The organism is Agromyces neolithicus, assembly GCF_039529735.1.
Lineage (GTDB): Bacteria > Actinomycetota > Actinomycetes > Actinomycetales > Microbacteriaceae > Agromyces > Agromyces neolithicus.
In genome coordinates this window covers 41,068-66,972 of sequence record NZ_BAAANJ010000016.1, presented here as the reverse complement: position 1 = coordinate 66,972, position 25,905 = coordinate 41,068, and the positions used below count along the sequence as shown (strand labels likewise).

The window sequence follows — 25,905 nt, the reverse complement described above, 5'->3', positions numbered from 1 at the left end:
AGAGATCGTGGCACTTCTTCTTCACCGCATCGGCCGTTTCGCCTACCGCCGGGCGTGGTTCGTCATCGTCGCCTGGGTGCTCACGCTCGGTGCCCTTGTAGGCCTCGGCCTCGGCCTCGGCGGCCAGCTGAAGGACTCGTTCGCCATTCCCGGCACCGAGTCGCAGACCGCCATCGACCAGCTCGCCGCGGTCTTTCCGCAGACCGCGGGCGCATCGGCGAAGGCTGTCGTCGAAGCCCCCGACGGGTCATCCGTCGACGACGCCCCCTACCGTGACGCGATCACCGACATGGAGTCGGCCCTCGAAGACGTCGACGGCGTGGTGAGCGTGCTCGGGCCGTTCGACGAGTACGCGGGCAAGCAGGTCTCCGACGACGGCCGCACCGCGTACATCCAGGTGCAGTTCGACGGCCCGACGACCGACGTGACGGTCGAGTCGAAAGACGCGGTCGTCGCGACCGGCGCCGTCGGTGAAGACGCCGGTCTGCGCGTCGCGTTCGGCGGCGAGGTCTTCCAGGACACGAGCTTCGGGCTCACGGTGACCGAGATGCTCGGCGTGGTGTTCGCGGGCGTCGTGCTCATCATCGCGTTCGGGTCGCTGCTGGCCGCCGGGATGCCGCTGCTCACCGCCCTCGTCGGCGTCGGCATCGCCTTCGGGGGCATCTCGATCGTGGCGGCGTTCGCCCCGGTCTCGTCGACCGCGCCGATGCTCGCGGTCATGATCGGCCTCGCGGTCGGCATCGACTACGCCCTCTTCATCCTGTCGCGCCACCGAACCCAGCTCGCGCGCGGGCACCAGCCCGAAGACAGCGCGGCCGAATCGGTCGCGACCGCCGGCGGTGCCGTGGTGTTCGCCGGGCTCACCGTCATCATCGCGCTGCTCGGCCTGCTCGTCGTCGGCATCCCGTTCCTCAGCGTCATGGGCGTCGCGGCCGCGTTCGCGGTGCTCGTCGCCGTGGCCGGCGCAGTCACGCTGCTGCCCGCCCTGCTCGGCGTGCTCGGGCATCGCCTGATCCCGAAGTCCGGCAGTCGCGCCCACCGCCGCGCCAATGCCGGCGACGACGGCGGCAAGCGCACGATGGGCCGCCGCTGGGTCGACCTCGTCCTCAAGGCTCCCGTCGTGTTCCTCGTGGTCGTCATCGGCCTGCTCGGCACCGCGGCCATCCCGGCGGCCAGCATCGACCTGAACCTGCCGAGCGGCGCCACCGCCGAAGCCGGCAGCCAGGAGCGCGAGGCCTACGACATGATCGCCGACGGGTTCGGGCCCGGGTACAACGGCCCGCTCATCGTGACGGTCGACATCACCCAGACCCTCGACATCTTCGACGACCTCGACGCGATCGGCGCGCGCCTCGCCGAGGTCGACGGAGTCGTGTACGTCGGCGACGGCCTGCCCAACGAGACGGTCGACACCGCGATCATCCAGGTGATTCCCGAGAGCGCGCCGAACGACCCCGAGACCAAGCAGATCGTGCAGGAGATCCGCGACCTGCAACCGCAGATCGAGAAGGACTTCGGCACGCCCATCGCGGTCACCGGCTACACGGCCGTGTCGATCGACATCTCGAACCGGCTGAACGACGCGCTCGTGCCGTTCGCCCTCATCGTCGTGGGGCTCTCGGTCATCCTGCTGCTGCTCGTGTTCCGCTCGGTCTTCGTGCCGATCAAGGCGGCACTCGGCTTCCTGCTCTCGGCGTTCGCCGCCATCGGCGTCAGCGTCGCGGTGTTCCAATGGGGCTGGGCGGCCGAGTTCCTGAACATCGAGCCGGGCCCGATCCTGAGCTTCCTGCCGATCCTGCTCATCGCGGTGCTCTTCGGCCTCGCGATGGACTACGAGGTCTTCCTCGTGTCGGGCATGCGCGAGGAGTTCGTGAAGACGCGCGAACCCCGCGGCTCGGTCGTGCACGGCTTCCAGCACGCCGCCCGCGTGGTCACCGCCGCGGCGCTCATCATGTTCTTCGTCTTCTTCGCGTTCGTTCCCGAGGGCTCGGGTGCGATCAAGGCGATCGCCTTCGCCCTCGCGATCGGCGTCGCGTTCGATGCCTTCCTCGTGCGCATGACGCTCGTGCCTGCGGCCATGGTGCTCGCGGGCAGGGCCGCCTGGTGGCTGCCGAAGTGGCTCGAGAAGCGCCTGCCGAACGTCGACATCGAGGGTGAGGGCCTGCGTGCCCACCTCGAGCACGCGCAGTGGGCTGCCGCGCGACCGGGCGCGATCATCGCCGACTCTGCGGTGTTCGGCCTCACCGATCGGCCGATCGGACCGATGACGTTCGACGTGCCCGCGGGCGGGGTGCTCGTCGTGCGCGGCGAGACCGTCGACCGCCGAGTGGTCGCCGCGACGCTCGCGGGGCGACTCGCGCTCGTCGACGGCCGCCTCGCGGTGCAGGGATCGCCGCTGCCGACCGGCGCGGGCGAGGTCATGCGCCGCGTCGCGATCGCCGAGGGGGCGACGGATGCAACGACCGGCGGCACCGTCGGCGAACTCATCGCCGCACGACTCGACGCGACCCGCGCGTGGTATCGCGTGCGCCCGTCGTCGGCGCTGGTCGACGAGTGGGTGACCCGGGCCGCCGACGCGTTCGAGCGCACTCCCGATGGCCCGCGATTCGGCGTCGACACGCCGATCACCGCACTCGGTGCCGAAACACGCGCGGTCGTCGCGATCGCGGCTGCGCTCGCCGAACGTCCGAGGGTCGTCGTGATCGACCTCGACGACGACCCGAGTGAGGCTGACACGACCCTGTGGCAGGCGCTCGCCCGACTCGTCCCCGCATCCGTCAGCCTCGTGGTGGGCCTCGGCGCTTCGGCCACCGCGCCCGATGTCTCGCCCGAACTCGCGGCACGGGGCATCCGCACCATCGAACCCGACTCGGCACCCGAGCCGGTCGGCGCACTTCAGGAGGCACTGCGATGAGACTGCGCGCGTCAACCAGCACACGACTCTCCCGACTCTTCGGAACGACGCCCGCGCAGCGCCGCACCCGGTTCGGCGTGCTCGTCGCCGCCGTGATCGCCGTGCCGCTCGCGGTCGCAGGACTCATGTCGGGCGCCCTCGGCGGCGCCGGCGACAACCTCGAGCAGATCCCGGCCGTCGTCGTGAACAACGACGAGATGGTCACCATGACGCTGCCCGACGGCACCGAACAGCCGGTGCTCGCCGGCCGCCAGCTCGTCACCGAGCTCACCGGTGCCGACACCGCCGGGTTCGCATGGACGATCTCGAACGACGACGAGGCGGCCGAGCTGCTCGCCTCGGGCGACGCCTATGCCGTGCTCACCATTCCCGCCGACTTCTCGGAGTCCGTCACATCGATCTCGGGTGAAGAGCCGACGCAGGCGAACCTCGACATCCGCACCGATGATGCGCACGGCTACCTCGCCGGCTCGGTCGCAGGGTCGGTCGGCGACGCGATGTCGGCCGCATTCGGCCGCGAGCTGACGGCGCAGTACCTCGAGGGCTTCTACGCCAACCTCGCCGCAATGGCCGGTGGGCTCGGCGACGCCGCCGACGGCGCGACGCAGCTGTCGTCGGGCGTCGGCTCGCTCGCAAACGGGCTCGGCACGCTGTCCGACGGAGTCGCTTCGGCCGCGTCAGGGGCATCGGATGCCGCGAACGGAGCCACCCTCTACGCCGACGGCGTCGACCAGTACACCGACGGTGTCGACGGCATCGCGAGCGGGATGACGAGCTATTCCGCAGGGGTGACGAAGTACACGCAGGGCGTCGACGGCATCGCCGCGGGGCTCGGGCAGCTCGACGCGAACGCCGCACAGCTCGATGCGCTCAGCGACGGCTGGGACAAGTACGTCGGCGGCATCAGCGCGGGTGTCGACCAGGTCGAGCAGGTGGCGACACCTCTGATCGCCGAGCTCGAGCAGCTCGCGATCGATCGGCCCGAGCTCGCTCCGCAGATCGACGAGGCGATCGCCGGCATCGAGCAGACGCTCGGCGGCCTCACGACCCTCTCGACCTCGGGCCAGCAGCTCGCCGCCGGTACCCGCACGGGCATCGATGGAATCCAGGGCGGGATCACGCAGCTCTCGGGCGGTGCCGCACAGCTTGCTGCGGGTTCGTCGGGCCTGCGCGACGGCGCCTCGGGGCTCGCCTCGGGTGCCACGCAGCTCGCCGCGGGTTCGTCGGGCCTGCGCGACGGCGCCTCGGGGCTCGCCTCGGGCGTCGGCGAACTGGCCGGTGGGCTCGATTCGCTGCACGCCGGCACCGCCGACGCCGCGACCGGCGCGACGAAGCTGGCCACGGGCGCCGGCACACTCGCGGACGGGCTCACCACCGGCGCCGAAGAGGCGAGTGCATTCACCGACATCGACGCGGCGAGCACCGCCGACGTCGTCGCCGAGCCAGTCACGGTCGACGCGACGCGCGCCCACGAGATCGATTCGACCAGCGAGGTGGTCGGCATGCTCTTCGTGCCGATCGGCCTGTGGCTCGGTGCGATGGCGATGTTCCTCGTCTTCCGGCCGTTCGGCCGCGACGCACTGCGCAGCACCGCGTCGACGGGCGGGCTCGTGTGGCGTACGCTCGCCCGCGCCGGACTCCTCGCCCTCGCGCAGGCGGTCACCGTGGTGCTGTTGCTGCACGGCGCCCTCGGCGTCGACTGGAGCCTGCTGCCGCAGACCCTCGGGTTCGCCGCACTGCTCGCGCTCACGTTCACGGCGTTGCACGCGTTCCTCACGGTGTGGCTCGGCCGGGCCGGACTGCTCGTCTCGCTCGTGCTCGTCGCCCTGCAACTCGCGGCCTCGGGCGGGCTCTACCCGATCGAGATCCTGAGCGGTCCGTTCCAGGTGATCAGCCCGTTCCTCCCGCTCACCTGGGCCGTGCAGGGCATGCAACTGATCGTCGCGGGCGCCGCTGGGGGAGCCGTCGCCGCCGCTGCCGGTGTGATCGTGATCTTCGGGCTCATCGGCGTCGTCGGCACGCTCTTCGTCGTGAGCCGTCGTCGCGGCATCCGCTCGATCGGATTCGCGGCCGCCGCGCTCGGCTGACCGCTCCCGGCGGCCGCCGGGTCGGATCAGGAGCCGGGTGGCTCGTCGGGGGGCGGCATCGCGCCGACCTCGACGGCCACCCGCTCCTCGTGGCTGTGCACGAGCTTGAGGCCGATCACGCACGCGATGATGCCGGCGAGGAACAGCACCTTGAGCACGCTCGACGACTCGCCGCCGAAGGTGATCGCGTAGGTCACCGTGAGTGCTGCGCCGAGGCCGGTCCAGACGGCGTAGGCCGTGCCGATCGGGATGCCGCGCATCGCGTAGGCGAGCCCGGCCATGCTCCCGGCGAGCGCGAGGAAGAACACGACCGTCGGCACGACCAGCGAGAAGCCCTCGGAGTACCCCAGCGCCGTCGCCCACACCGCCTCGAGCACCGCGCTCACGATCAGGATCGGCCAGTACATCTCACGCCTCCCCGACGATCTTCAAGCCGATGACGCATCCGATGATGCCGAGCAGGAGCAGGATCTTCACGATGCTCGCCTTCTCGCCGCCGAAGATCATCGCGTAGGCGACGGTCAGCACGGCGCCGATGCCCACCCAGACGGCATACGCGGTGCCCACAGGGATCGTGGTCATCGCGTAGGCGAGCCCGGCCATGCTGAGCGCGAGGGCGACCACGAAGATCACCGACGGCCACACTCGCCGGAAGTTGTTCGACGCGCCGAGCGCCGTCGCCCACACCGCCTCGAGCACACCCGACGCGATCAGGATCACCCAGTCCATGGCACCGCCCCCTTGTGTTCGCCACCGCGCCTCCATGCTCCCACCCGTCAGGCCCGAGCGTGAGGGCCGACTGTTAGCCTGATCGAAGCGCGAGGAGGGACATCCGCTTCATGAACGCCCCTGAACCGTCACGCGGCGACCTGTACGTCGACGCCGCATACGACATGATCGTGGTCTCGAACCGGCTGCCCGTCGACTACCAAGAGGGGCCTGAGGGCGAGACGCAGTGGAAGAGCTCGCCCGGCGGGCTCGTCACCGCGCTCGAGCCGGTGATGCGCGCCGCCGACGGTGCGTGGATCGGGTGGGCCGGAGTCGCCGATCGCGACTTCGACCCGTTCGAGCACGACGGCATCTCGATCATCCCCGTGCCGCTTTCGGCGCAAGAGCTCGAGGACTACTACGAGGGCTTCTCGAACGACACTCTCTGGCCGCTCTACCACGACGTGATCGCGCCGCCCTCGTTCCACCGGGAATGGTGGGACGCGTATGTGCGCGTCAACCGCCGATTCGCCGAGGCGGCGGCCCGAGCCGCATCGCCAGGTGCGGTGGTCTGGGTGCAGGACTACCAATTGCAGCTCGTCCCGAAGATGCTGCGCGAGAACCGGCCCGACCTCGTCATCGGGTTCTTCAACCACATTCCGTTCCCGGCATACGGCATCTACTCGCAGTTGCCGTGGCGGCGGCAGGTCATCGACGGGCTGCTCGGGGCAGACGTCATCGGGTTCCAGCGCGCCGCCGACGCCGGCAACTTCTCTCGAGCCGTTCGCCGCTTGTACGGGTACACGACGCGCGGCTCGCTCATCGAGGTGCCGACCGGCGACGGCGACGTGCGACGCGTCGTCGCCCGCCACTTCCCGATCTCGATAGACGCGGCCGGGTTCGAGGAGATCGCTCGCCGGCCCGAGGTGCAGGCGCGGGCCCGCGAGATCCGTTCGAGCCTCGGCGACCCCGAGGTGATCATGCTCGGCGTCGACCGGCTCGACTATACGAAGGGCATCCGGCACCGGCTCAAGGCGTTCGGCGAACTGCTGCGCGACGACCGGCTGTCGGTCGAGCGCGCCACGCTCGTGCAGGTCGCGAGCCCGTCGCGCGAACGCGTCGCGACCTATCGGCAACTGCGCGACGAGATCGAGCTCATGGTCGGGCGGCTCAACGGCGACTACTCGACCCTCGGGCACCAGGCGATCGCCTACCTGCACCACGGCTACCCGCGCGAAGAGATGGTGGCGCTCTACCTCGCCGCCGACGTCATGCTCGTCACCGCACTTCGCGACGGCATGAACCTCGTGGCGAAGGAGTACGTCGCGTGCCGGTTCGACCACGACGGCGTGCTCGTGCTCAGCGAGTTCACCGGCGCATCCGACGAGCTGCGGCAGGCCGTGCTCGTCAACCCGCACGACATCGAGGGCCTGAAAGACGCGATGGTCGAGGCCGTCGAGATGCCCGAACGCGAGCGGGCACGACGCATGCGAGCACTGCGCAAGCGGGTGGGCGAGAACGACGTCGCCCGTTGGTCGGCGAGCTTCCTGAAGACGCTCACCGGCGCGGGCATCATCGCCCCGGGCGTCCCCGACGCACTCGACGCCGCCGTGTCGATGATCGCGACGACCGAGCGCCTGCTCGTCGCCCTCGACTTCGACGGCACGCTCGCGCCCCTCGTCGACCGTCCCGAAGACGCACGCGCGACCAAGCGGGCGCGCGCCGCGATCGAGCGGCTCACGGCGGCCGACGACACCCGCGTCGCCATCGTGTCGGGTCGCGCGCTCGAGAGCCTGCGCGACGTGGCCGATCCGCCGCACGGCACGCTGCTCAGCGGATCGCACGGGGTCGAGCTGCGGCTCGACGGGGGTGAGGTCACGATCGACCTGCGCGACGGTGAGCTCGACGCACTCGAACGGCTCACCCGCATCCTCGACGAGGTCGTCGCGGGGGCCGACGGTGCCTGGGTCGAGCACAAGCCCGCCGGGCGGGCACTGCACACCCGCAAGGTCGCGGCGAAGGTCGCCACCGAGGTGGCGCGCGTCGCCCGCGAGCGCGTCGAACGCGAGGTGCCCGAGCTCGCGATCCGCACCGGCAAGGGCGTGCTCGAGTTCGCCGTGCGGTCGACCGACAAGGGCGAGGCGCTCACCCGCCTGCGGCAGCACGCGGGCGCGAGCGCGGTCATCTACGTGGGCGACGACGTCACCGACGAAGACGCGTTCGCCGCCCTCGAGACCGACGACATCGGCGTCAAGGTGGGCCAGGGCAAGTCGGTCGCGGCCTACCGGCTGCGAAGTCCCGAAGATGTCGCGATTCTGCTCGAGCGCCTCGCGGCAGCGCGTGACACAGAAGGCGGCGGGTCGTCGCGCTGGCCATAGACTCGACCCATGCCCGAGTTCGATCCCAAGCCTCGTAGTCGCACCGTCACCGACGGCATCGAAGCCATGACGAGCCGGGGCATGCTCCGCGCCGTCGGCATGGGCGATGCCGATTGGCAGAAGCCCCAGATCGGCATCGCGAGCTCGTGGAACGAGATCACGCCGTGCAACCTCTCGCTGGGCCGCCTCGCGCAGGCCGCGAAAGAGGGCGTGCACGGCGGCGGCGGCTACCCGCTGCAGTTCGGCACGGTCTCAGTCTCAGACGGCATCTCGATGGGCCACGAGGGCATGCACTTCTCCCTGGTCTCGCGCGAGGTCATCGCCGACTCCGTCGAGGTCGTCATGCAGGCCGAGCGCCTCGACGGCTCGGTGCTGCTCGCGGGCTGCGATAAGTCGATCCCCGGCATGCTCATGGCGGCGGCCCGACTCGACCTGGCGAGCGTATTCCTCTACGCCGGCTCGATCGCGCCCGGCTGGGTGCGCCTGAGCGACGGCACCGAGAAAGACATCACGATCATCGACTCGTTCGAGGCGGTCGGCGCCGTCAAGGCCGGCACCATGAGCGAGGCCGATGCCAAGGCCATCGAGTGCGCGTTCGCACCCGGCGAGGGCGCGTGCGGCGGCATGTACACCGCCAACACCATGGCCTCGGTCGCCGAGGCGCTCGGGCTCTCGCTGCCCGGCTCGGCGTCGCCGGCCTCGGCCGATCGCCGCCGCGACTATTACGCGCACCGGTCGGGCGAGGCGGTCGTCAACCTGCTGAATCACGGCATCACCGCACGGCAGATCCTCACCAAGCAGGCGTTCGAGAACGCCATCGCCGTCGGCATGGCACTCGGCGGCTCCACGAACATCGTGCTGCACCTGCTCGCCATCGCCCGCGAGGCCGAGGTCGAACTCACCCTCGACGACTTCAACCGCATCGGCGCGAAGGTGCCGCACATCGGCGACCTCAAGCCCTTCGGCAAGTACGTCATGAACGATGTCGACCGTCGCGGCGGCCTGCCGGTGCTCATGAAGGCGCTGCTCGACGCCGGGCTCATGCACGGCGACGCGCTCACGGTCACCGGCAAGACGCTCGCCGAGAACCTCGCCGAGATGCAGATCGCCCCGCTCGACGGCGAGGTGCTGCGCACGCTCGACAACCCCATCCACGAGACCGGTGGCCTCACGATCCTGCACGGCTCGCTGGCCCCCGAGGGCGCGGTCGTCAAGACGGCCGGCTTCGACGCCGCCACGTTCGAGGGCCCCGCTCGCGTGTTCGAGCGCGAGCGTGCCGCGATGGACGCGCTCACGGCAGGTGAGATCAAGCACGGCGACGTCGTCGTGATCCGCTACGAAGGACCCAAGGGCGGTCCCGGCATGCGTGAGATGCTCGCGATCACCGCCGCCATCAAGGGCGCTGGCCTCGGAAAAGATGTACTACTGTTGACTGACGGTCGATTCTCAGGCGGCACAACCGGCCTGTGCATCGGCCATCTGGCACCCGAAGCAGTAGACGCAGGTCCTATTGCCTTGGTGCGCGATGGTGATCTGATTCGGGTCGATATCGCGGCCCGGTCCATCGACCTACTGGTCGACGAGGCCGAGCTGGCAGCCCGCCGTGACGGCTGGGCTCCGCTTCCTCCGCGCTATACCCGAGGCGTTCTCGCGAAGTACTCCAAGCTCGTGCGTTCCGCCGCCGAAGGCGCCACGACGGGCTGAGTGCTGCGCTTCCCGCACACACACCGTCCACCAGAACAGGAATCGAATGACCACGGAATCCAGCCCCGTGCCATCGCCCGCTGCACTGCCACCAGGCACGCCCGTGGAAATGACGGGTGCCGAAGGCGTCGTCCGCTCGCTCGAGATGCTCGGCATCACCGACGTCTTCGGTCTTCCGGGCGGCGCGATCCTCCCGGTCTACGACCCGCTGCTCGACAGTCGCAAGCTGCGCCACATCCTCGTGCGTCACGAGCAGGGCGCGGGCCACGCCGCTGAGGGGTACGCGTCGTCGAGCGGCAAGCTCGGCGTCGCGATCGCCACGTCGGGCCCCGGTGCCACCAACCTCGTCACCGCCATCGCCGACGCCCACATGGACTCGGTGCCGATGCTCGCCATCACCGGCCAGGTGTTCTCGAACCTCATGGGCACCGATGCGTTCCAAGAGGCCGACATCGTCGGCATCACGATGCCCGTCACCAAGCACTCCTTCCTCGTGAAGCGTGCCGACGAGATCCCGGCGACCATCGCTGCGGCGGCGCACATCGCCACCACCGGTCGCCCGGGGCCCGTGCTCGTCGACATCACCAAAGACGCGCAGCAGGCCAAGTTCATCTTCCGCTGGCCGCCGAAGGTCGACCTGCCGGGCTACCGGCCGATCACGAAGGCGCACGGCAAGCAGGTCGCCGCGGCCGCACAGCTGTTCGCCGAGGCCAAGCGTCCCGTGCTCTACGTGGGCGGTGGGGTCATCCGATCGCACGCGTCAGACGAATTGCTCGCGCTCGCCGAACTGACGAACGCACCCGTGGTCACCACGCTCATGGCTCGTGGTGCGTTCCCCGACTCGCATCAGCAGCACCTCGGCATGCCCGGCATGCACGGCACCGTTCCCGCCGTGCTGGCCCTGCAGGAGGCCGACCTGCTGGTCGTGCTCGGCGCCCGCTTCGACGACCGCGTGACCGGCAAGGCCGCGCTGTTCGCGCCGAACTCGAAGGTCGTGCACGTCGACATCGACCCCGCCGAGATCTCGAAGATCCGCACGGCCGACGTGCCGATCGTCGGCGACCTGAAAGACGTGCTCGTCGACCTCGCCGCCGCCTACCGCGACGCGACCGCGGGCGAGAAGCCCGACCTCGACGAGTGGTGGGCCACGCTCGACGGGCTGCGCAGCGAGTTCCCGCTCGGCTACTCCGAGCCCAGCGACGGGCTGCTCGCACCGCAGTACGTCATCGAGCGCATCGGCGAGCTCACCGGCCCCGAGGGCGTGTACGCCGCGGGCGTCGGGCAGCACCAGATGTGGGCCGCGCAGTTCATCAAGTACGAGCGTCCCAACTCCTGGCTGAACTCCGGCGGAGCCGGCACCATGGGCTACGCCGTGCCCGCGGCCATGGGCGCCAAGGTCGCCCAACCCGACCGTGTGGTCTGGGCGATCGACGGCGACGGCTGCTTCCAGATGACGAACCAAGAGCTCGCGACCTGCACGCTGAACAAGATCCCCATCAAGGTCGCGGTCATCAACAACTCGTCGCTCGGCATGGTGCGCCAGTGGCAGACCCTGTTCTACGACGGCCGCTACTCGAACACCGACCTCAACACGGGCCACGACACGGTGCGCATCCCCGACTTCGTGACGCTCGCCGAGGCATATGGAGCTCTCGGCATCCGCGTCACCAAGAAAGAAGAGGTCGACGCGGCGATCAAGCTCGCGCTCGAGACGAACGACCGGCCCGTGGTCATCGACTTCGTGGTCTCGGCCGACGCCATGGTGTGGCCGATGGTGCCGCAGGGCGTGTCGAACAGCTACATCCAGTACGCCCGCGATCATTCGCCGGCATTCAGCGAGGAGGACTGACCATGTCGACACACGTGCTCTCGCTCCTCGTCGAAGACAAGCCGGGCCTGCTCACCCGCGTCGCCGGGCTCTTCGCCCGTCGCGGGTTCAACATCGAGTCACTTGCAGTGGGCCACTCCGAGCTCGAGGGGCTTTCGCGCATCACGGTCGTCGTCGATGTCGAAGACCTGCCCCTCGAGCAGGTCACGAAGCAGCTCAACAAGCTCGTGAACGTGATCAAGATCGTCGAGCTCGACCCCAACCAGTCGGTGCACCGCGAGCACATGCTCATCAAGGTGCGGGTCGACAACACCACGCGTTCGCAGGTGCTCGAGGCCGTGACCCTCTTCCGCGCCAGAGTGGTCGACGTGTCGACCGAGGCACTCGTGATCGAGGTCACGGGCGACTCGGGCAAGACCACCGCGTTCCTCAAGGTGCTCGAGCCCTACGGCATCAAAGAGATCGCCCAGTCGGGCCTGCTCGCGATCGGCCGCGGCGGCAAGTCCATCACCGAACGCGTCTTCAAGAACTGACCCGACGGATGCCGCGGCACGGCGTCGCGGCATCCGTCATCTGAACCACAACGAGGAGAAAGAACAGCACATGGCTGAGATCTACTACGACAAGGATGCCGACCTCGCCCTCATCCAGGGCAAGAAGGTCGCCGTCATCGGCTACGGCTCGCAGGGCCACGCACACGCGCAGAACCTGCGCGACTCGGGCGTCGAGGTCGTCATCGGCCTCAAAGACGACTCGAAGTCGAAGCCGAAGGCCGAAGAGGCCGGCTTCCAGGTGCTGAGCGTCGCCGACGCGGCCGCCGGCGCCGACGTCATCGTCATCCTCGCGCCCGACCAGTACCAGCGCCACATCTACGCCGAGTCGATCAAAGACAACTTGACCGCGGGAAAGACCCTCGTCTTCGGGCACGGCTTCAACATCCGGTTCGGCTACATCGAGGCGCCCGAGGGCGTCGACGTCGTGATGGTCGCCCCCAAGGGCCCGGGCCACACCGTGCGCCGCGAGTACGAGGCCGGACGCGGCGTACCTGTGATCGTCGCCGTCGAGAAGGACGCCTCGGGCAACGCGTGGCCGCTCACGCTGTCGTACGCGAAGGCGATCGGCGGACTGCGCGCCGGCGGCATCAAGACCACGTTCACCGAAGAGACCGAGACCGACCTGTTCGGCGAGCAGGCGGTGCTCTGCGGCGGAGTCTCGCAGCTCGTGCAGTACGGCTTCGAGACCCTCACCGAGGCGGGCTACCAGCCGCAGGTCGCGTACTTCGAGGTGCTGCACGAGCTGAAGCTCATCGTCGACCTCATGTGGGAGGGCGGCATCGCCAAGCAGCGCTGGTCGGTCTCCGACACCGCTGAGTACGGCGACTACGTCTCGGGTCCGCGCGTCATCGACCCGCGCGTCAAAGAGAACATGCAGGCCGTGCTCGGCGATATCCAGAGCGGTGCGTTCGCGAAGCGCTTCATCGACGACCAGGACAACGGGGCGAAGGAGTTCCTCGAGCTGCGCGCCAAGGGCGAGGCGCACCCCATCGAGGCCACCGGCCGCGAGCTGCGCAAGCTCTTCGCGTGGAACGCGTCGAACGATGACGACTATGTCGACGGCGAAGTGGCGCGCTAGGTTCGTCTCGAGACCAGAACGGCCCGCTCCGGATGCTCCGGGGCGGGCCGTTCGGCGTCGCGCGTGGCCGCTTCGTCGGCTCACTGCTCGCCGAAGCCGCACGTGCTCTGCGGCTCCCCGAGCGCCGCGAGGTAGGTTCGCCACTCGTTCTCGCTGAGATCGCGGCCGGCGATCCGGCAGGCGAATTCGAACTGATGCTCGGGATCGATGTCCCAGACCATGACGCCCTCGGGCGTCGAGAGAGCTACTTCGAGGCCATCGGGGCGGACGATACCGTCGGGCATCGGGAGGTCCAGCTCGATGGTGGCGTCGGAATCACGAAAGATGCCCGGAGCGACGGCCCGGTCGTCGGTCCGGAGCGGCTCGCCGATCCGGATTCCCGTCGCCGTGTCGTAGAGCAACGCGGTTCCATCGTCAGTCGTCACGAGCAGGGTCCGAGAGTCACGACTCAGCGACGGCAGCTCGAGTCCACCGGCTGCGCCGGGGACCGACCCCAACCGAGCGAGCGGATCCGTATCGTACCGACCCATGCGCGTGCCCTCCATGCCGAGGAGCTCGCCGTCCGCGAGCATGACGTGGGCTTCGATCTCCGCAGGCTCGTCGTAGAGGATGCGATGATCTTGTGCGGAGAGTATCGCCAGCCGGATCTTCGACGTGTCTACGGTCTCCCGCGGTGAGCCATCGATCGAGTACGTCACGGCGATCCGGTCACCCTCGGGTGCAACCGAGATCCAAAGCGGGTACCCCTTGACTCGCCACGGCTCGCCTACCATGTCACCGGTCCGCGGATCGCGCTCCTGGATGAGCCCTCCCCGAGCTCCATGGAGTCTCGTGCCGTCTGTAGAAGACCAGAACGTTTCGATAAACAGGTCGAACGTCGTCCGCACCTCTTCTCCCGTGTCCGCCTCGATGATGCGGAACAACCCGTCCGCTTCCGAACGCGCATACAGCCGTCCGTCCCGTGCCCAGCCGACATCGCTCACCGCCCCGTCGAACCGATACGTCACGTCGCCGGTCGCGGTGTCCACGACGACGGCACCCTCGAGGACACCCTCGACGATCCGTCCGATCTCGACGCCGGGGGTCGGGGCGTCGACCTGGGGTGCCGTAGCGACGGAGGAGCCCTCGTACGAGTACGGTCCCGCCAGCAAGTGGCCGGGAGCGACGAGCCGGCGGCCGAGGCCGATCCCCTCGAGGTGCCATCGGGAGATGATCGGCTGACCGACACTGATGACCGTGAGGGTGGCGCCGTCGGCACTCACATCGATCGTCCCGATGTCCTCGTACAGCGGAGCGATCTCCTCGGCGGGAATCGGCGCACCGTCGGCGAGATCGAAGACGCTGATCCGCCCGAATCTGCTTGCGCAATACACGCGTTCCATCGACTCCGACATGGCAATCCAATTGCACTGATCCGGTGAGGGGCTGAGGTCTGTCGACCAACGCACCTGGTGATTGTCGGGTTCGAGGGCGATCAGCTCGAAGATGCCCGACGCGATCACGATTCCGGAATCGCCGACCGCCACGGCGGAATGCGCAGACCATTGGGGCACTGCCGTGCTCGCCGAGATCGTCGCCGATGCCGGATCGATCACGTTCAAACGGTGGTCGGCGCGTCCGACGAGGAGCCGGCCCCGTCCGTCGAACGCGAGGGCGGCGACGGGCGGGTCAGCGGCAGACCCTCGATCGGGGTGCGCCAGGGGAGCCTCATTGGCGACGCCGCGCATCTGCCAGTCCGAAGTCGACACGAGCGTTACGGCGCCATCGCGGAAATCGGCGACCGCGATGGTCGAGCCGTCGGCATTCACCGCGAGCGCACCCGTTCCCACATCGATCCGGGTCGGACCTCCGATGCGCTCGGCGCGTTCGAGATCGAACACCACGAGCTCGGACTGCGTGGATGTTCCTGACGAGGGCCTGTCAAGCTGTGTGTCAACGGACCACAGCACAGCGCCGACCCGGCCATCGCCGCTCACCTCGACGAGCGGAGAGGGACTGGCCGGACCGGTATCGAACCCGAGGTCCAACTCCTGGATCACGTCTCCGGTCCCGGCATCCCGGATACCGGCATCCCCGGCGGTCGTGACGATGAGGACGTCGTCTGTGCCTGGGATGATGCTTCCGTACGCGTGCCCGCTCGACGCCAGGACAGCCGTACCGAGGAAGCCGTCCGTCCCTTGGAGCACACTCATGAGTCCCGAGCGCGTGCGCGGGTCGTCGGGCCACCGTCGGTACGCCTCGGCGGCGAGGAGGGCGGAGACGTCGCGCTCCGACGTCCGCAGCGTCAGCGACGTGGCGACGAGCGCCTCGAGCGTGGCACTGTCCCGCTGCGCGTTCGCCTCCTGGGAGGACACCACCGCCACCGATCCGGCGCCGGCGAGCAGCACGATCAGGCCGGCCGCGACCCCGAGCAGTACGCGCAGGCGCCGGTTCTGTCGCCGGTCCTGCCGCGTACGCTCCTCGAGCTGTTCCCTCTCCACGGTGGCGCGGGCGGCGGACGCGTCGAGGAAGGCCCGCTCGACGTCTGTCAGGTCCCGGGGCGCCGCGTCGCGCCATTCGATGGCGGACTGCAGGCGTGGGCCGCGCAGGAGGTCGTCTTCGGGACGACCCGCGGCGCTCCACGCTTCCGCAGTCGCGGCTATGGCCGTGAGGATGCGCGCACCCTCGGCGTCCTCCTCGAGCCACGCCTTGAGGCGCGGCCACGCCGACGCAAGCGACTCGTGGGCAACCTCGACCGAGTCGGCCTCCGCAGTGACGAGCCTCGCTCGCGCCAGCATCGAGAGCACCTGCTCCCGCGAGGCCTCCGTTCGCAGGGGCTTGGAGGGCACCCTGCGGCGCACGGGGCTGCCGTCGGGCCCGAGGGCCACCAGTCGCAGGAGGAGCCAGCGGCATGTCACCCGCTGGGCGGGGTCCATCGACTGGTAGAGGCGGTCGGCCGACTGGGCGATCGCGCCCGAGATGCCGCCGGATGCCTCATAGCCGGCGACCGTCAGCGTCGCGCCCTCTCGTCGCAGCCACGTCTCGACGAGCGCGTGCGACAGGTGGGGGAGTGCGCCGGCCTCACCCGCGGCATCCCGAAGGATGATCTCGACGAGCCCCGGCTCGAGGCGCAGGCCTGCGCGCCGGGCGGGCTCCTCGATGGCCTCGCGCAGTGCGGCGGGCGCCATCGGGCTGACGAGATGCACGCCCTCGGCGACGAGGGGCGCCAGATCAGGGTGCGCGGCGCAGTCACCGAGGTAGTCGGCGCGCACGACGAGAACGACGGTGGCGCCCGTCACCGTCGCCTCGGCGATCGCGCGGGTGGCCGCGTCGACGTCGGCCTCACCGGCGTGGAACACCTCCTCGAACTGGTCCACGATCACCACGTCGGCTCGCCCCGACCACACGGCCTCGCGGATGCGCGCGTCGAGGTCGTGCTCGGGCGTCAGGATCACGACGCGGTCGCCGCGGCGTTGCAGGGCGGGAACCACGCCGGCGCATACGAGCGAGGACTTGCCACTGCCCGAGGCACCCGACACGGCGAGGAAGCGCGACGTGCCGAGTCGGGTCAGCGCGGCCTCGATGTCGGCGCCACGTCCGAAGAAGTCGTCCTCGTTCTCGACGCCGAACGGCTGCAGCCCGCGATAGGGGCAGGCGGCGCTCGGACTCGCGGGCGCGTCGCCCAGGTCGAGGGCCACGTCGTGGCGGAGGATGCGCAGCTCGAGTTCCGCCAGCTGGGCGCCCGGTTCCGCGCCGAGCTCGTCGGCGAGTCGCTCGCGGGCAGCGCGGATGGCCGCGAGCGCGTCGGCCTGGCGGCCGCTTCGATAGAGCGCGGTGGCGAGCAGCACCCACCGTCGCTCCCGCAGCGGTGCCACGCGCACCAGTCGCTCCGCATCGGCGACGAACGCCGCATCCTCGCCGAGCCTGAGGTGCGCGTCGACCCGCGCCTCCTCGAGCTCCATCCGCACCTCGTCGAGGCGCTCCGCCTCGACGACGGCAGGCGTCCATGACGCGAGGTCGGCATAGGGTGCGCCGCGCCAGAGCTCCAGCGCGCGTTCCGCTGCATCGAGCGCGCGTGCAGGGTCATCGTCGAGGTGACTGCGAGCGGATGCCGCGAGCCGCTCGAAGCTCTCGACGTCGACGGATTCGGGGTCGATGCGGAGGGTGTACGCGCTCGGCGACGTCGCGATCGCGTTATGTCCGATCGCAGCCCGCACCCGGCCGATCGACGCTTGCAGTTGTTTGTGCCAAGTGGCGGGCGGCTCGTCGCCCCAGAGTGCATCGGCGAGTTCGTCGATAGTTACCGGTCGATCCGCGCGAAGCACCAGCGCCGACAGCACTGAACGCTCTCTCGGGCTGAGCGTCACCCCCGTGAGAGTGAGCGGGCCGAACACCACCACGCTCATGCTCCGCATTGTTCGCCGTTCCGCGCCCCCCGTCAATGGCTCGCGCATACCGCGCATACCAGCTGCATACCGTCCGCGGGCGGTCGCATACCCGGTCGGCGCAGCGTGGAACCATGAACACCACAACCACACCCCCTCGCCTCACCGCCGCGTTCGCGGCCGCCGCGCTCATCGCCTCGCTCGCCGGCTGTGCCGGCACGGCCGACGTGGCCGACCCACCCCAGAAAGCAAGCACCGGATTCACGGATGTCGCGGAGCGTCGTCTCTGGATGCGCACGGTAGCGCCGAAGAGCGTTGCCGACGAACCGGACCTTCCCGCGGATGCGGTCGAACGCCGCCTGCTCGTCGGCGAGGTAGAGCCATCGCCGAGCACCGGATTCACGGATGTCGCTGAGCGTCGTCTGTGGATGCGGTGAGCCGCTGAACGCCTCCGCTCGTCACCTCGAGTCACCCGCCCTTTTGCCCACCTTTAGCCCGGCGTCGCCGCCGATCTCCTCGGTCCGGCGAAGCGGCGCTGCTGCAGGGAGCAACTTCCGCTCCCCGCGACCGTGACTCGGGTCGCAGTCCCGACCGGGATCTTGCTGTCGTGCAGATCGGCGTAGGCCTGCAGGGCATCGGTGATCGGGTAGATCTTCGTCTCGATCCTGATTTCGCCGCGGTGGGCCATCTCGACCAGTTCGAGCAGCGACGGGCGCGTCCCCCACAGCGAGGTGCGCACCTCGATGTCGTAGGGCGCGGCGGCAGCCCGACCTTCGCGACACCGCCCCCGGCGCCCACGACCACGACGGCGCCCGCGACCTTCACGGCACTCGTCGCGGTCGCCCGGTCGGGTCGATGCCGACGAAGTCGAACACGACGTCAGCGCCGACGTCGCCCGTGAGTTCCTTGATCTTTCCGGCAGCATCGGCGTTCGACTCGAGCGTTTCGTGCGCGCCCATCTGCTTGGCGAAGGCGAGCTTCTCTTCGCCGACGTCGAGCGCGATGATGCGCGCTGACATGAGCACGCGCAGGAGCTGTATGGCGACATGGCCATGGCCGCCGGCGCCGATGACGACGGCGGTCGAGCCGCCGGTGAGGTGCGGCAGCACCTGCTTGATGGCCTCGTAGGGCGTGAGCGCCGCATCGGTCAGCGACGCTGCCCGAACGGGGTCGAGGTCGCCGATCGGCGCGAGGTGGCGCGGTGTATCGACGACCATGTACTCGGCCATGGCGCCGTCGCGGCCCAGGCCCGGTGAGACCATGCCTCGCAGGCACAGTTGCTCGCGGCCGTCGGCGCACATCGTGCACACGACGCAGCCCCAGCACCCGTAGACGATGACGCTGTCGCCGACCTCGACGCCCGTCGCCGCTTCGCCGAGCTCGTCGACGACGCCGGCCGGCTCGTGGCCGGGTGTCATCGGCATCGGGTACGGGTAACCCTCTTCGGGGAACGACATCACCACCTCATCCGAGTGGCACAGGCCCGACGCGGAGATCTTCAGCAGCACCTCGCCGGGGCCAGGGGCGGGCTTCTCGATCTCGACAGTTCGGGCCGGTGCCCGAACGCCCTGTACCGGACTGCCTGCATGATGCTCCTCACGTCGCGCAAGGCGGCGGTGATCGGTTGATGCGCCGGGTCCTCGCTCTGCCTCCAGCTCGGGAGGCGGCCTCTCGCCTGCCATCGGTACCCGAGCGGCCGAGAGTGCCGTACACCGCATTGGCCGAACGATGCCGGTAGCGTTCTGGGAATGACCGCAGCAGCACTTTCCGTCGAGATCGCCGTTCAGGATGTCGCGGGCGCACGCATCGCGCTCGATGCCGGCGCCGCGCGCGTCGAGCTGTGCCAGGCGCTCGGGCTCGGCGGGCTCACCCCATCGACGGGCCTCATCGAGACGACCGTCGGCGCGGCCGCTGAGGCGGGAGCAGCCGGCTTCGTGCACGTACTGGTGCGGCCGCGAGGCGGCGGATTCGTCTACGCGGCCGACGAGCTCGACACGATCACGCGCGACATCCGCGCAGCGGTGGCGCTGGGCGCCGACGGCGTGGTCGTCGGTGCCCTGACCGACGAGGGTGCCCTTGACCTCGAGGCGATCGCACGGTTCATCGATGCGGCGGGCGATGCCGATGTCACGGTCCACCGCGCGGTCGACGCGTCGGCTGGGCCGGTCGAGGCCGTCGCCGCGCTCGCGGCGCTCGGCGTGCGGCGGGTGCTCACTTCGGGCGGAGCCGCCGACTGCCGCGCCGGCCTTTCGACACTTCAGACGATGGTCGAGGCATCCGGCATGCTCGAGGTCATGGCCGGCGGCGGCGTGCGCATTCCTGACATCGCCGACCTCGCGGCAGCGGGTGTCGATGCCGTGCACCTCTCGGCGCGCGGCACGACGACCCGCGGCGGCCCGAGTGGTCCCGGCGGGGGAGTCGCGGGATTCGACGTGACCGACCCTGGGCTCGTTCGTGCCGCGGTCGCTGCGGCCCGGCTCAGCCGCTGATTCGGATCTGCCGTTCCGCGTCAGCCGTTGCCGAACCCGCAGGTCGAGCGGTACGGCCCGAGGTCCGCGAGGTACGAGGCCCACTCCTCGCGCGTCAGGTCGCGGCCGGCCATGCGGCACGCGGCATCTGCGTGGGTCTCTGGCCGCAGGTCCCAGACCGCGACCCCGCCGGCGGCGTTCACCGCGATCTCCTCGCCGTCCGCTCGGAACATGCCGGAGGCCGCCGCGAACGGGGTCGCCACGGGGATCGGGTCGCCGAGTCGGAGCCCCTCCTCGAGGTCGTAGATCGAAACCGTGCCGTCGGGCGAGAACGCGCTGAGGAGCCGTCCGTCGGCGTCGATGCTCACGGCGGTGAGGCGGCCGGGAACCGCCGGCAGCACGTCGATCCGGTCGAAGGTCGCGCTGTCGTGACGCACGAGGCGGTTGTCGTCCCACCGGGTGAGGATCTCGCCCGGCGACGTGAACATGGTCCCGGAGGCGCGGTGGAGGCCCTTGCGCAGCTGCTCGCCACTGGCTCCGTCGAAGACCACACTCCAGTACTCGTCGGGCTCACCGTCTTCACCCTCCTGCCAGACGGTGACGAGCACCTCGCCGCCATCTGTCGTCGTCGACACATTGAGCGCGAAGCCGTCGGCGTCGAACGTCGGGTCGATGCGCTCGCCGGTCGCGGCGTCGATCGTCCAGATCTCGCCGCCCTCCCGGACCGCGAACATCCTGTCGCCCGACGCGTCGGGGAACGTGCCGGCGAGGTCGTCGGGGAGCTCGGAGCCCGAGACGAGGGTGCCCGAGCGGGTGTCGTAGTACCCGTCGTGTCCGGCGCCCTCGCCGCCGAACTCCCCGTAGAGCATGCCGCCGCCAGCCCATGACACGCGGTACGACGGGATCGGGAGTCGGGTGACGATCTCTCCCGAGGACGTGTCGAGCACCGCGAACTCGGTGTAGCCGGCGTCCGGGCTCGCGGCCTCCGGCCGGCGGGCGACGATGACCTGCGGGTCCGTGCGAGAGTACGGCCCGATCACCGACCAGCCCGGCAGGAGGAGCTCGGACGCGAGCCCCGAGCCGTCGAGCATCCAGCGTGTGATCGCCGGGGCTCCGCGGCCGACGGCGACCAGCTCGCGCCCCGCGGAGGTCACGGCGATCGGTCCGACGAACCCGAGCCGCGGTGCCAGCACGACGCCGGTCGGGGCGCCGGTGCGCAGGCTGCGCTCCTCGATGGTGGCCGCGAGCCCGCCGCAGTAGACGGTCTCGAGCTCGGCCGAGGTGGCCACCCACAAGCAGGACTCATTCCGCTCCGCCACGAACTCCTGCGACCAAACGACCACGCCCGTGCCGGGATCCACGAGCGCGATGCCGCGGTCGCCCGTGGTCACGACCTGCGAGTCCGATACGACGGCCATCGAGATGTTCGCCGCCGCGGCGGGCATGGCGATCTCCGCCTCGATGGCGGCGGTCACCGGGTCGACGACGAGCAGCGGACCCTCGAGGGTGCCGTAGAGCAGTCGCCCGTCGGGAGTGAAGCGGATGACCCCGCCGCGATCCGTGCTCCCCTCCGGTTCGTGCGTCGGGACGCCGGAGACGATGCGTACGCCGCCCGTCGCCACATCGACGATTCGGAGGCTCCCCACCTCGTCGACGGTCGCGACGATGCTGCCGTCGGCGCTGAGTGCAAGCGTGCTCACCAGGAAGTCGAGGTCCAAGGGTTCGAGCACGGCCGCCCCGGATGCCACGTCGGCGACGCTGAGACGCCCGCCCGACCGTTCGAGGAAGTCGGTGAGGTCCTGCTCGACGGTGGCGACCCTCGTCCCGTCCCCACTCAGCGTCGGCCCGAGCCGGCTGTCCAGGAACGCGCTCGCCCGAGGGATTTCGAGCGTGCGGAGCGTCTCGCCCGAGTCGACGTCGACGACGCGGAGGTCGGGAATGTCGGTAGCCACCACTGCGGTGCGCGTGCCGGGGACGAGGACGCCCGAGATCTCTCCCACGTCCGCGACGTGGATCGTGGCGAGCCGCCCGAGTGAACCCGTCATCGCCCCGAGCAGGGCGGAACGGGAGCGCGAATCGTCGGGCCAACGATCGTACGCCTCGGCGGCGAGCAGGTTCGCAACATCCGGCTGGGTCGCCCGCAGTGAGAGCGAGGTGCTCGTGAGCGCCTCGATGCGGGCGGTCTCCCGCTGGCGCTCCGTTTCGATCGAGCCGGCAGCGACGAGTCCTCCCGCCGTGACGGCCACGGCGAAAAGCGCGACCGAGGTGCCGAGCGCCACCCGCAGTCGGCGGTTCTGCGTGCGGTCTCGCGCGGCACGGCGCTCGAGGTCGGCCCGGGCCGCCTGCTCTTGCGCATCGGATGCCTGGAGGAACGCCGATTCCGCGGGCGTGAGCTCCGGTGAGGCTGCATCGCGCCAGGCGAGTGCCGCAGCGAGGCGCGCACCGCGGTAGAGGTCCTCGTCGGGCCGCCCATCGGCGTCCCACGTGTCGGCGGCGGTCGCGAGCGCCCGCATGGTGCGCAGGCCCTCGGCGTCGTCCTCGAGCCAGTTCCGGAGCCTCGGCCATGCGGTGGCGAGCGACTCGTGGGCGACGACGAGCGAGTCCTCCTCGGCGCTCACCAGGCGCGCGCTCGCGAGGCTCGCCAGCACTCGCTCGTGGGCGGCATCCTGCCGCATCGGGCGGATCGGGATGCGTCGCCGCATTGGCACCCCGTCGGCCCCGATCTCCACGAGCCGCAGGAAGGTGGAGCGGCAGGTCGATCGGGCCTCGGGGTCGAGCGACAGGTAGATGTGGTCGGCCGACTTGGCGATGGCGCCCGAGATGCCGCCGGAGTCCTCGTAGCCCCCGACCGTCAGGGTCGAGCCCTCACGGCGCGACCAGGTTTCGACGAGAGCGTGCGAGACGTGCGGAAGGACTCCCGGCGCGCCCGCGGCATCCCGGAGGATCAGCTCGACCAGCCCGGGTTCGAGGCGCAGGCCTGCAAGGGCGGCGGGCTGCTCGATCGCCTCCCGGAGGCCGGCGGGCGTCAGAGGCCCGACGAGGTGCACCCCCGCCGCGAACAGCGCACCGATGCCCGGTTCCCCGGCGCACGTGCTCAGGAAGTCGGCGCGGACCGCGACGATGACATGCCGCCCACCCGCGACCGCGGCGGCGATGAGCCGGCCCGCCTCCTCGACGTGCGCGTCTGACAGGCCGGAGTGGAAGAGTTCCTCGAACTGGTCGATGACCACAACGCCGTCGGAGTGCCCGGCGAGCGCCTCGCGAAGCCGTGGGAGTGACGTCGCCCCAGTGGCTACCACCACGACCTGCTCGCCTCGCGCCCGGAGCGCGGGAACGATGCCGGCCAGCAGGAGCGACGACTTGCCGCTCCCCGATGCGCCCGAGATGGCCAGGAACTGCGAGACGGCGAGGCGGTCCAGCGCCGCGCGGACGTCGGCATCGCGTCCGAAGAACTCGTCCGCGTCCTCGGTGCCGAACGGCTGGAGGCCGCGATACGGGCAATCGGCGCTTCCGAGGGGTGGCTTCCCAGGCGCGTCGAGCGCGGCGTCCTGCCGGAGGATCGCGGACTCGAGCGCCGTCAGCTCCGCACCGGGCGAGATACCGAGCTCGTCCGCCAGCCGCTCGCGGGCGGCCCGCAAGGCGGCGAGCGCGTCGGCTTGGCGCCCGCTGCGGTACAGCGCGGTCGCGAGGATCGCCCATCGGCGCTCCCGCAGGGGGTCGTTCCGAACCAAGCGCTCCGCGTCGGCGACCACCGCCCGGTGTTCGCCGCTCTCGAGCCGCGCCATGAGCCGGTCCTCCTCGGCGGTGGCGCGGATCTCCTGGAGTCGCTCGGCCTCGGCAAGGGCCGGCGGCCATTCCCCGAGGTCCGCGTACGGCGGCCCACTCCAGAGCGAGAGGGCACGCTCGATCAGGTCGACCGCGCGGACGGGGTCGCCGCCGGCCCGGTGCATCGCTGCGTCGTCGAGGAGGCGTTCGAAGCGAGCGGCGTCGATCGAGTCTGGATCGACGCGAAGCCGGTACCCCGTGTGCACCGTCGCGACGGACGTGGATCCCAGCGTCCTTCGCACGTGCCCCACGAAGGCCTGGAGCTGCTTGCGCCAGGTCTCGGGCACGGCGTCGCCCCACACCGCGTCGGCCAGCTCGGAGGGTGCGACGACATTCCCGGTTCGAAGGACGAGGGCGGCGAGCAGCGAACGCTCCTTGGGGCTGAGCCGACCGCCGTCGATCGTGAGGTCACCGAGTACTCGGATCTCCACACCTGCATTGTCGGCCCGGGCGGACGGGCTGTCAACGAAGACCCGCGTCGGTCCATACCCATCCCATACCGCTCCGTCGACGGAACCATACCCGTGTGCGCGAGCGTGCAGACATGAACACCACGAAGCACACCCGCCCGACCGGCGCCGCCACCGCGATCCTGCTCGGGTTCGCCATCGCCGTTACGCCGGTCACCGCTCACGCAACCCAGGCCGGCGCCACGCCGGCGATGGTGCCGACCGGGCCCGACATCGTGCTCGCGGCGACCGAGAACCTACGGCAGTTGGTGGAGGCCGACCGCGTTCCCGCGGTGCTGGTCCGCCCGGCGGACAAGACGCTGCGTCAGTTGGTGGAGGCCGACCGCGTTCCCGCGGTGCTGGTCCGCCCGGCGGACAAGACGCTGCGGCAGTTGATGGAGGAAGACCGCGCAGCCGGGGTGTCGACCCGACCGTTCGGCGAACCGGCACCGCAGTTGACGGAGGAGGACCGTCCCCCCATCGTGGCTCCCAGACCGTCGCACACGCCGGCGCCGCAGATGACCGAAGAGGATCGTCCCCCTCTCGTCTCATCCGAGGTACCGCAGCCGACGGTGCGGCCACTGCCGAAGGGCGACCGCCGGTGACGGCGATGCGGACTCGGGGGTCATGCGACTGGCTAGGCTGTTCGCATGGCCCCCGATCCCGACGACGACGCACTGCGCTGGGACGGCGACGACGACCCCACGCTCGCTCCCGGCTGGAAGACGGTCGGCAAGCCGGTACCCCTCGCGGGTGCGTCCGATGAGACGACGGATGCCGCAACCGGGGTGGTCGACGAAGATACCGGTGTCGCGACATCCGATGCCGACGAAGGCAGCAGAGCGCAGACCGGTTCGGTCGAACTCGTCGTGCTCGGCATCCTCGGCGGCATCTACCTGCTGTACACGATCGGGTGGTTCATCACCGCGCTGCGCACGACGGCTCCCGGCCTCGGCATCGTCGACGATGCGATGTACTCGCTCGGGCTGTGGCTCGCGGTGCTCGCGCCGGCGCTCTGGCTGGGGCTGTCGTTCTGGCTCCCGGGCAGCCGGCGGTCGCGGTTGCTGTGGCTCATCGGCGGGGCGATCGTGCTCGTTCCCGTGCCGTTCGTGCTGGGGGTGACCGCGTGAGCGCCGAATCCGCTGAATCTGCCGAGGCCACCGTGCCGACGGCTGCAGCAGCGCGCACGCCACTCTGGCTCGACGTCGCGCTCGCCGTGCTGTTCGGGCTCTTCTTCGCCTACGACGTGTGGGAGGTCGTGGGTTCGATCGTGCAGCTCACCGGCCTCGGGCTCGCCTTCTCGGCCATCGGCTGGGTGCTGCTCGTCGCGGCCCTGCTCGCGCCGATCGCGTCGTTCGTCGCGGCATTCGCGCTCGGCCGCCGGCGCGGCGTCGTCGCGAAGGCGGCGCTGTACCTCGCGGGCCTCGCCGTCTCGGCGGCGTTGTTCCTGACGCTCACGGTGCTGCTCGGCGTCACCGGAGGTATCGTCGTCCCCTGACGTCACGAAGTCGGCTCCGGGCGGCGTCTCCCGTAAAGTGGTGCCGGTAT

General features: G+C 70.2%; 18 protein-coding genes. 12 read left to right on the top strand and 6 right to left on the bottom strand.

The genetic code is table 11. The features are described 5' to 3' along the window. Nucleotides 1-7: 7 nt before the first annotated feature. Nucleotides 8-2,914 (top strand): MMPL family transporter, encoded by a 2,907-nt coding sequence (locus ABD164_RS15345; protein ID WP_344297170.1) that lies wholly within the window; start codon nt 8-10, stop codon nt 2,912-2,914. Beyond that, a complete protein-coding gene (locus tag ABD164_RS15340) occupies nt 2,911-5,001 on the top strand; it encodes a YhgE/Pip family protein (protein ID WP_344297169.1) in 2,091 nt (696 codons plus the stop codon). Before ABD164_RS15345 ends, ABD164_RS15340 begins: the two co-directional genes overlap by 4 nt. Nucleotides 5,002-5,027: 26 nt before the next feature. Here the strand turns inward: ABD164_RS15340 and ABD164_RS15335 are convergent, their stop codons facing one another. Next, nucleotides 5,028-5,408 carry a DMT family transporter gene (locus ABD164_RS15335; protein ID WP_344297168.1) on the bottom strand — a complete coding sequence of 127 codons (381 nt, stop codon included), beginning with the start codon at nt 5,406-5,408 and terminating at the stop codon, nt 5,028-5,030. A gap of 1 nt (nt 5,409) precedes the next feature. Further along, nucleotides 5,410-5,730 carry a DMT family transporter gene (locus ABD164_RS15330; RefSeq protein ID WP_344297167.1) on the bottom strand — a complete coding sequence of 107 codons (321 nt, stop codon included), beginning with the start codon at nt 5,728-5,730 and terminating at the stop codon, nt 5,410-5,412. 110 nt (nt 5,731-5,840) lie between these two features. Between ABD164_RS15330 and ABD164_RS15325 the strand changes: the two genes are divergently transcribed. From ABD164_RS15325 to ilvC, 5 genes are all read left to right on the top strand, one after another. Further along, nucleotides 5,841-8,087 (top strand): bifunctional alpha,alpha-trehalose-phosphate synthase (UDP-forming)/trehalose-phosphatase, encoded by a 2,247-nt coding sequence (locus tag ABD164_RS15325; RefSeq protein ID WP_344297166.1) that lies wholly within the window; start codon nt 5,841-5,843, stop codon nt 8,085-8,087. A gap of 9 nt (nt 8,088-8,096) precedes the next feature. Further along, nucleotides 8,097-9,791 carry a dihydroxy-acid dehydratase gene (gene ilvD / locus ABD164_RS15320; RefSeq protein WP_344297165.1) on the top strand — a complete coding sequence of 565 codons (1,695 nt, stop codon included), beginning with the start codon at nt 8,097-8,099 and terminating at the stop codon, nt 9,789-9,791. A gap of 46 nt (nt 9,792-9,837) precedes the next feature. After that, nucleotides 9,838-11,640, top strand: a complete 1,803-nt coding sequence (locus tag ABD164_RS15315) for an acetolactate synthase large subunit (RefSeq protein ID WP_344297164.1) — start codon at nt 9,838-9,840, stop codon at nt 11,638-11,640. Between the two features lie 2 nt (nt 11,641-11,642). After that, nucleotides 11,643-12,152: an acetolactate synthase small subunit gene (gene ilvN / locus ABD164_RS15310; RefSeq protein ID WP_344297163.1), complete on the top strand. Its 510-nt coding sequence runs from the start codon at nt 11,643-11,645 to the stop codon at nt 12,150-12,152. A gap of 70 nt (nt 12,153-12,222) precedes the next feature. Further along, nucleotides 12,223-13,251 carry a ketol-acid reductoisomerase gene (gene ilvC, locus ABD164_RS15305; protein WP_344297162.1) on the top strand — a complete coding sequence of 343 codons (1,029 nt, stop codon included), beginning with the start codon at nt 12,223-12,225 and terminating at the stop codon, nt 13,249-13,251. An 80-nt stretch (nt 13,252-13,331) separates the two neighbouring features. Here the strand turns inward: ilvC and ABD164_RS15300 are convergent, their stop codons facing one another. Further along, entirely contained in the window at nt 13,332-17,636 is a 4,305-nt protein-coding gene (locus tag ABD164_RS15300; RefSeq protein WP_344297161.1) for an nSTAND1 domain-containing NTPase, read from the bottom strand. Between the two features lie 113 nt (nt 17,637-17,749). Here ABD164_RS15300 and ABD164_RS15295 point away from each other — a divergent pair, with 113 nt between their 5' ends. Beyond that, on the top strand, nt 17,750-18,052 hold the full coding sequence (locus ABD164_RS15295) for a hypothetical protein (RefSeq protein WP_344297160.1): 303 nt from the start codon (nt 17,750-17,752) through the stop codon (nt 18,050-18,052). 53 nt (nt 18,053-18,105) lie between these two features. Here the strand turns inward: ABD164_RS15295 and ABD164_RS15290 are convergent, their stop codons facing one another. Beyond that, on the bottom strand, nt 18,106-18,354 hold the full coding sequence (locus ABD164_RS15290; protein WP_344297159.1) for a hypothetical protein: 249 nt from the start codon (nt 18,352-18,354) through the stop codon (nt 18,106-18,108). A gap of 82 nt (nt 18,355-18,436) precedes the next feature. Next, nucleotides 18,437-19,297 (bottom strand): alcohol dehydrogenase catalytic domain-containing protein, encoded by an 861-nt coding sequence (locus tag ABD164_RS15285; protein ID WP_425545954.1) that lies wholly within the window; start codon nt 19,295-19,297, stop codon nt 18,437-18,439. A gap of 66 nt (nt 19,298-19,363) precedes the next feature. Between ABD164_RS15285 and ABD164_RS15280 the strand changes: the two genes are divergently transcribed. Beyond that, nucleotides 19,364-20,104, top strand: coding sequence for a copper homeostasis protein CutC (locus tag ABD164_RS15280; RefSeq protein WP_344297157.1), 741 nt, complete (start codon nt 19,364-19,366; stop codon nt 20,102-20,104). A 20-nt stretch (nt 20,105-20,124) separates the two neighbouring features. On the opposite strand, the gene ABD164_RS15275 is transcribed toward ABD164_RS15280, so the two are convergent. Continuing rightward, a complete protein-coding gene (locus ABD164_RS15275) occupies nt 20,125-24,339 on the bottom strand; it encodes an nSTAND1 domain-containing NTPase (RefSeq protein WP_344297156.1) in 4,215 nt (1,404 codons plus the stop codon). Between the two features lie 113 nt (nt 24,340-24,452). On the opposite strand from ABD164_RS15275, the gene ABD164_RS15270 reads away from it, so the two are divergent. Genes ABD164_RS15270 through ABD164_RS15260 form a run of 3 tightly spaced genes read left to right on the top strand, consistent with a single transcriptional unit; the run spans nt 24,453 to nt 25,855 of the window. Further along, a complete protein-coding gene (locus ABD164_RS15270; protein ID WP_344297155.1) occupies nt 24,453-24,962 on the top strand; it encodes a hypothetical protein in 510 nt (169 codons plus the stop codon). Nucleotides 24,963-25,007: 45 nt separating this feature from the next. Continuing rightward, on the top strand, nt 25,008-25,487 hold the full coding sequence (locus tag ABD164_RS15265; RefSeq protein ID WP_344297154.1) for a DNA polymerase III subunit gamma/tau: 480 nt from the start codon (nt 25,008-25,010) through the stop codon (nt 25,485-25,487). Beyond that, complete coding sequence (locus ABD164_RS15260) at nt 25,484-25,855, top strand: hypothetical protein (protein WP_344297153.1); 372 nt, start codon at nt 25,484-25,486, stop codon at nt 25,853-25,855. The genes ABD164_RS15265 and ABD164_RS15260 overlap by 4 nt, the downstream gene beginning before the upstream one ends. Nucleotides 25,856-25,905 lie beyond the last annotated feature (50 nt).

Bases quoted from the DNA above. Each gene is read 5' to 3' on its own strand.
- ABD164_RS15340 (WP_344297169.1), top strand. From the start codon at position 2,911: ATGAGACTGCGCGCGTCAACCAGCACACGACTCTCCCGACTCTTCGGA.
- ABD164_RS15270 (WP_344297155.1), top strand. From the start codon at position 24,453: ATGAACACCACGAAGCACACCCGCCCGACCGGCGCCGCCACCGCGATC.
- ABD164_RS15285 (WP_425545954.1), bottom strand. From the start codon at position 19,297: ATGGCAGGCGAGAGGCCGCCTCCCGAGCTGGAGGCAGAGCGAGGACCC.
- ilvN (WP_344297163.1), top strand. From the start codon at position 11,643: ATGTCGACACACGTGCTCTCGCTCCTCGTCGAAGACAAGCCGGGCCTG.
- ilvC (WP_344297162.1), top strand. From the start codon at position 12,223: ATGGCTGAGATCTACTACGACAAGGATGCCGACCTCGCCCTCATCCAG.
- ABD164_RS15315 (WP_344297164.1), top strand. From the start codon at position 9,838: ATGACCACGGAATCCAGCCCCGTGCCATCGCCCGCTGCACTGCCACCA.
- ABD164_RS15335 (WP_344297168.1), bottom strand. From the start codon at position 5,408: ATGTACTGGCCGATCCTGATCGTGAGCGCGGTGCTCGAGGCGGTGTGG.
- ABD164_RS15280 (WP_344297157.1), top strand. From the start codon at position 19,364: ATGACCGCAGCAGCACTTTCCGTCGAGATCGCCGTTCAGGATGTCGCG.
- ilvD (WP_344297165.1), top strand. From the start codon at position 8,097: ATGCCCGAGTTCGATCCCAAGCCTCGTAGTCGCACCGTCACCGACGGC.
- ABD164_RS15295 (WP_344297160.1), top strand. From the start codon at position 17,750: ATGAACACCACAACCACACCCCCTCGCCTCACCGCCGCGTTCGCGGCC.
- ABD164_RS15330 (WP_344297167.1), bottom strand. From the start codon at position 5,730: ATGGACTGGGTGATCCTGATCGCGTCGGGTGTGCTCGAGGCGGTGTGG.
- ABD164_RS15265 (WP_344297154.1), top strand. From the start codon at position 25,008: ATGGCCCCCGATCCCGACGACGACGCACTGCGCTGGGACGGCGACGAC.
- ABD164_RS15325 (WP_344297166.1), top strand. From the start codon at position 5,841: ATGAACGCCCCTGAACCGTCACGCGGCGACCTGTACGTCGACGCCGCA.
- ABD164_RS15300 (WP_344297161.1), bottom strand. From the start codon at position 17,636: ATGAGCGTGGTGGTGTTCGGCCCGCTCACTCTCACGGGGGTGACGCTC.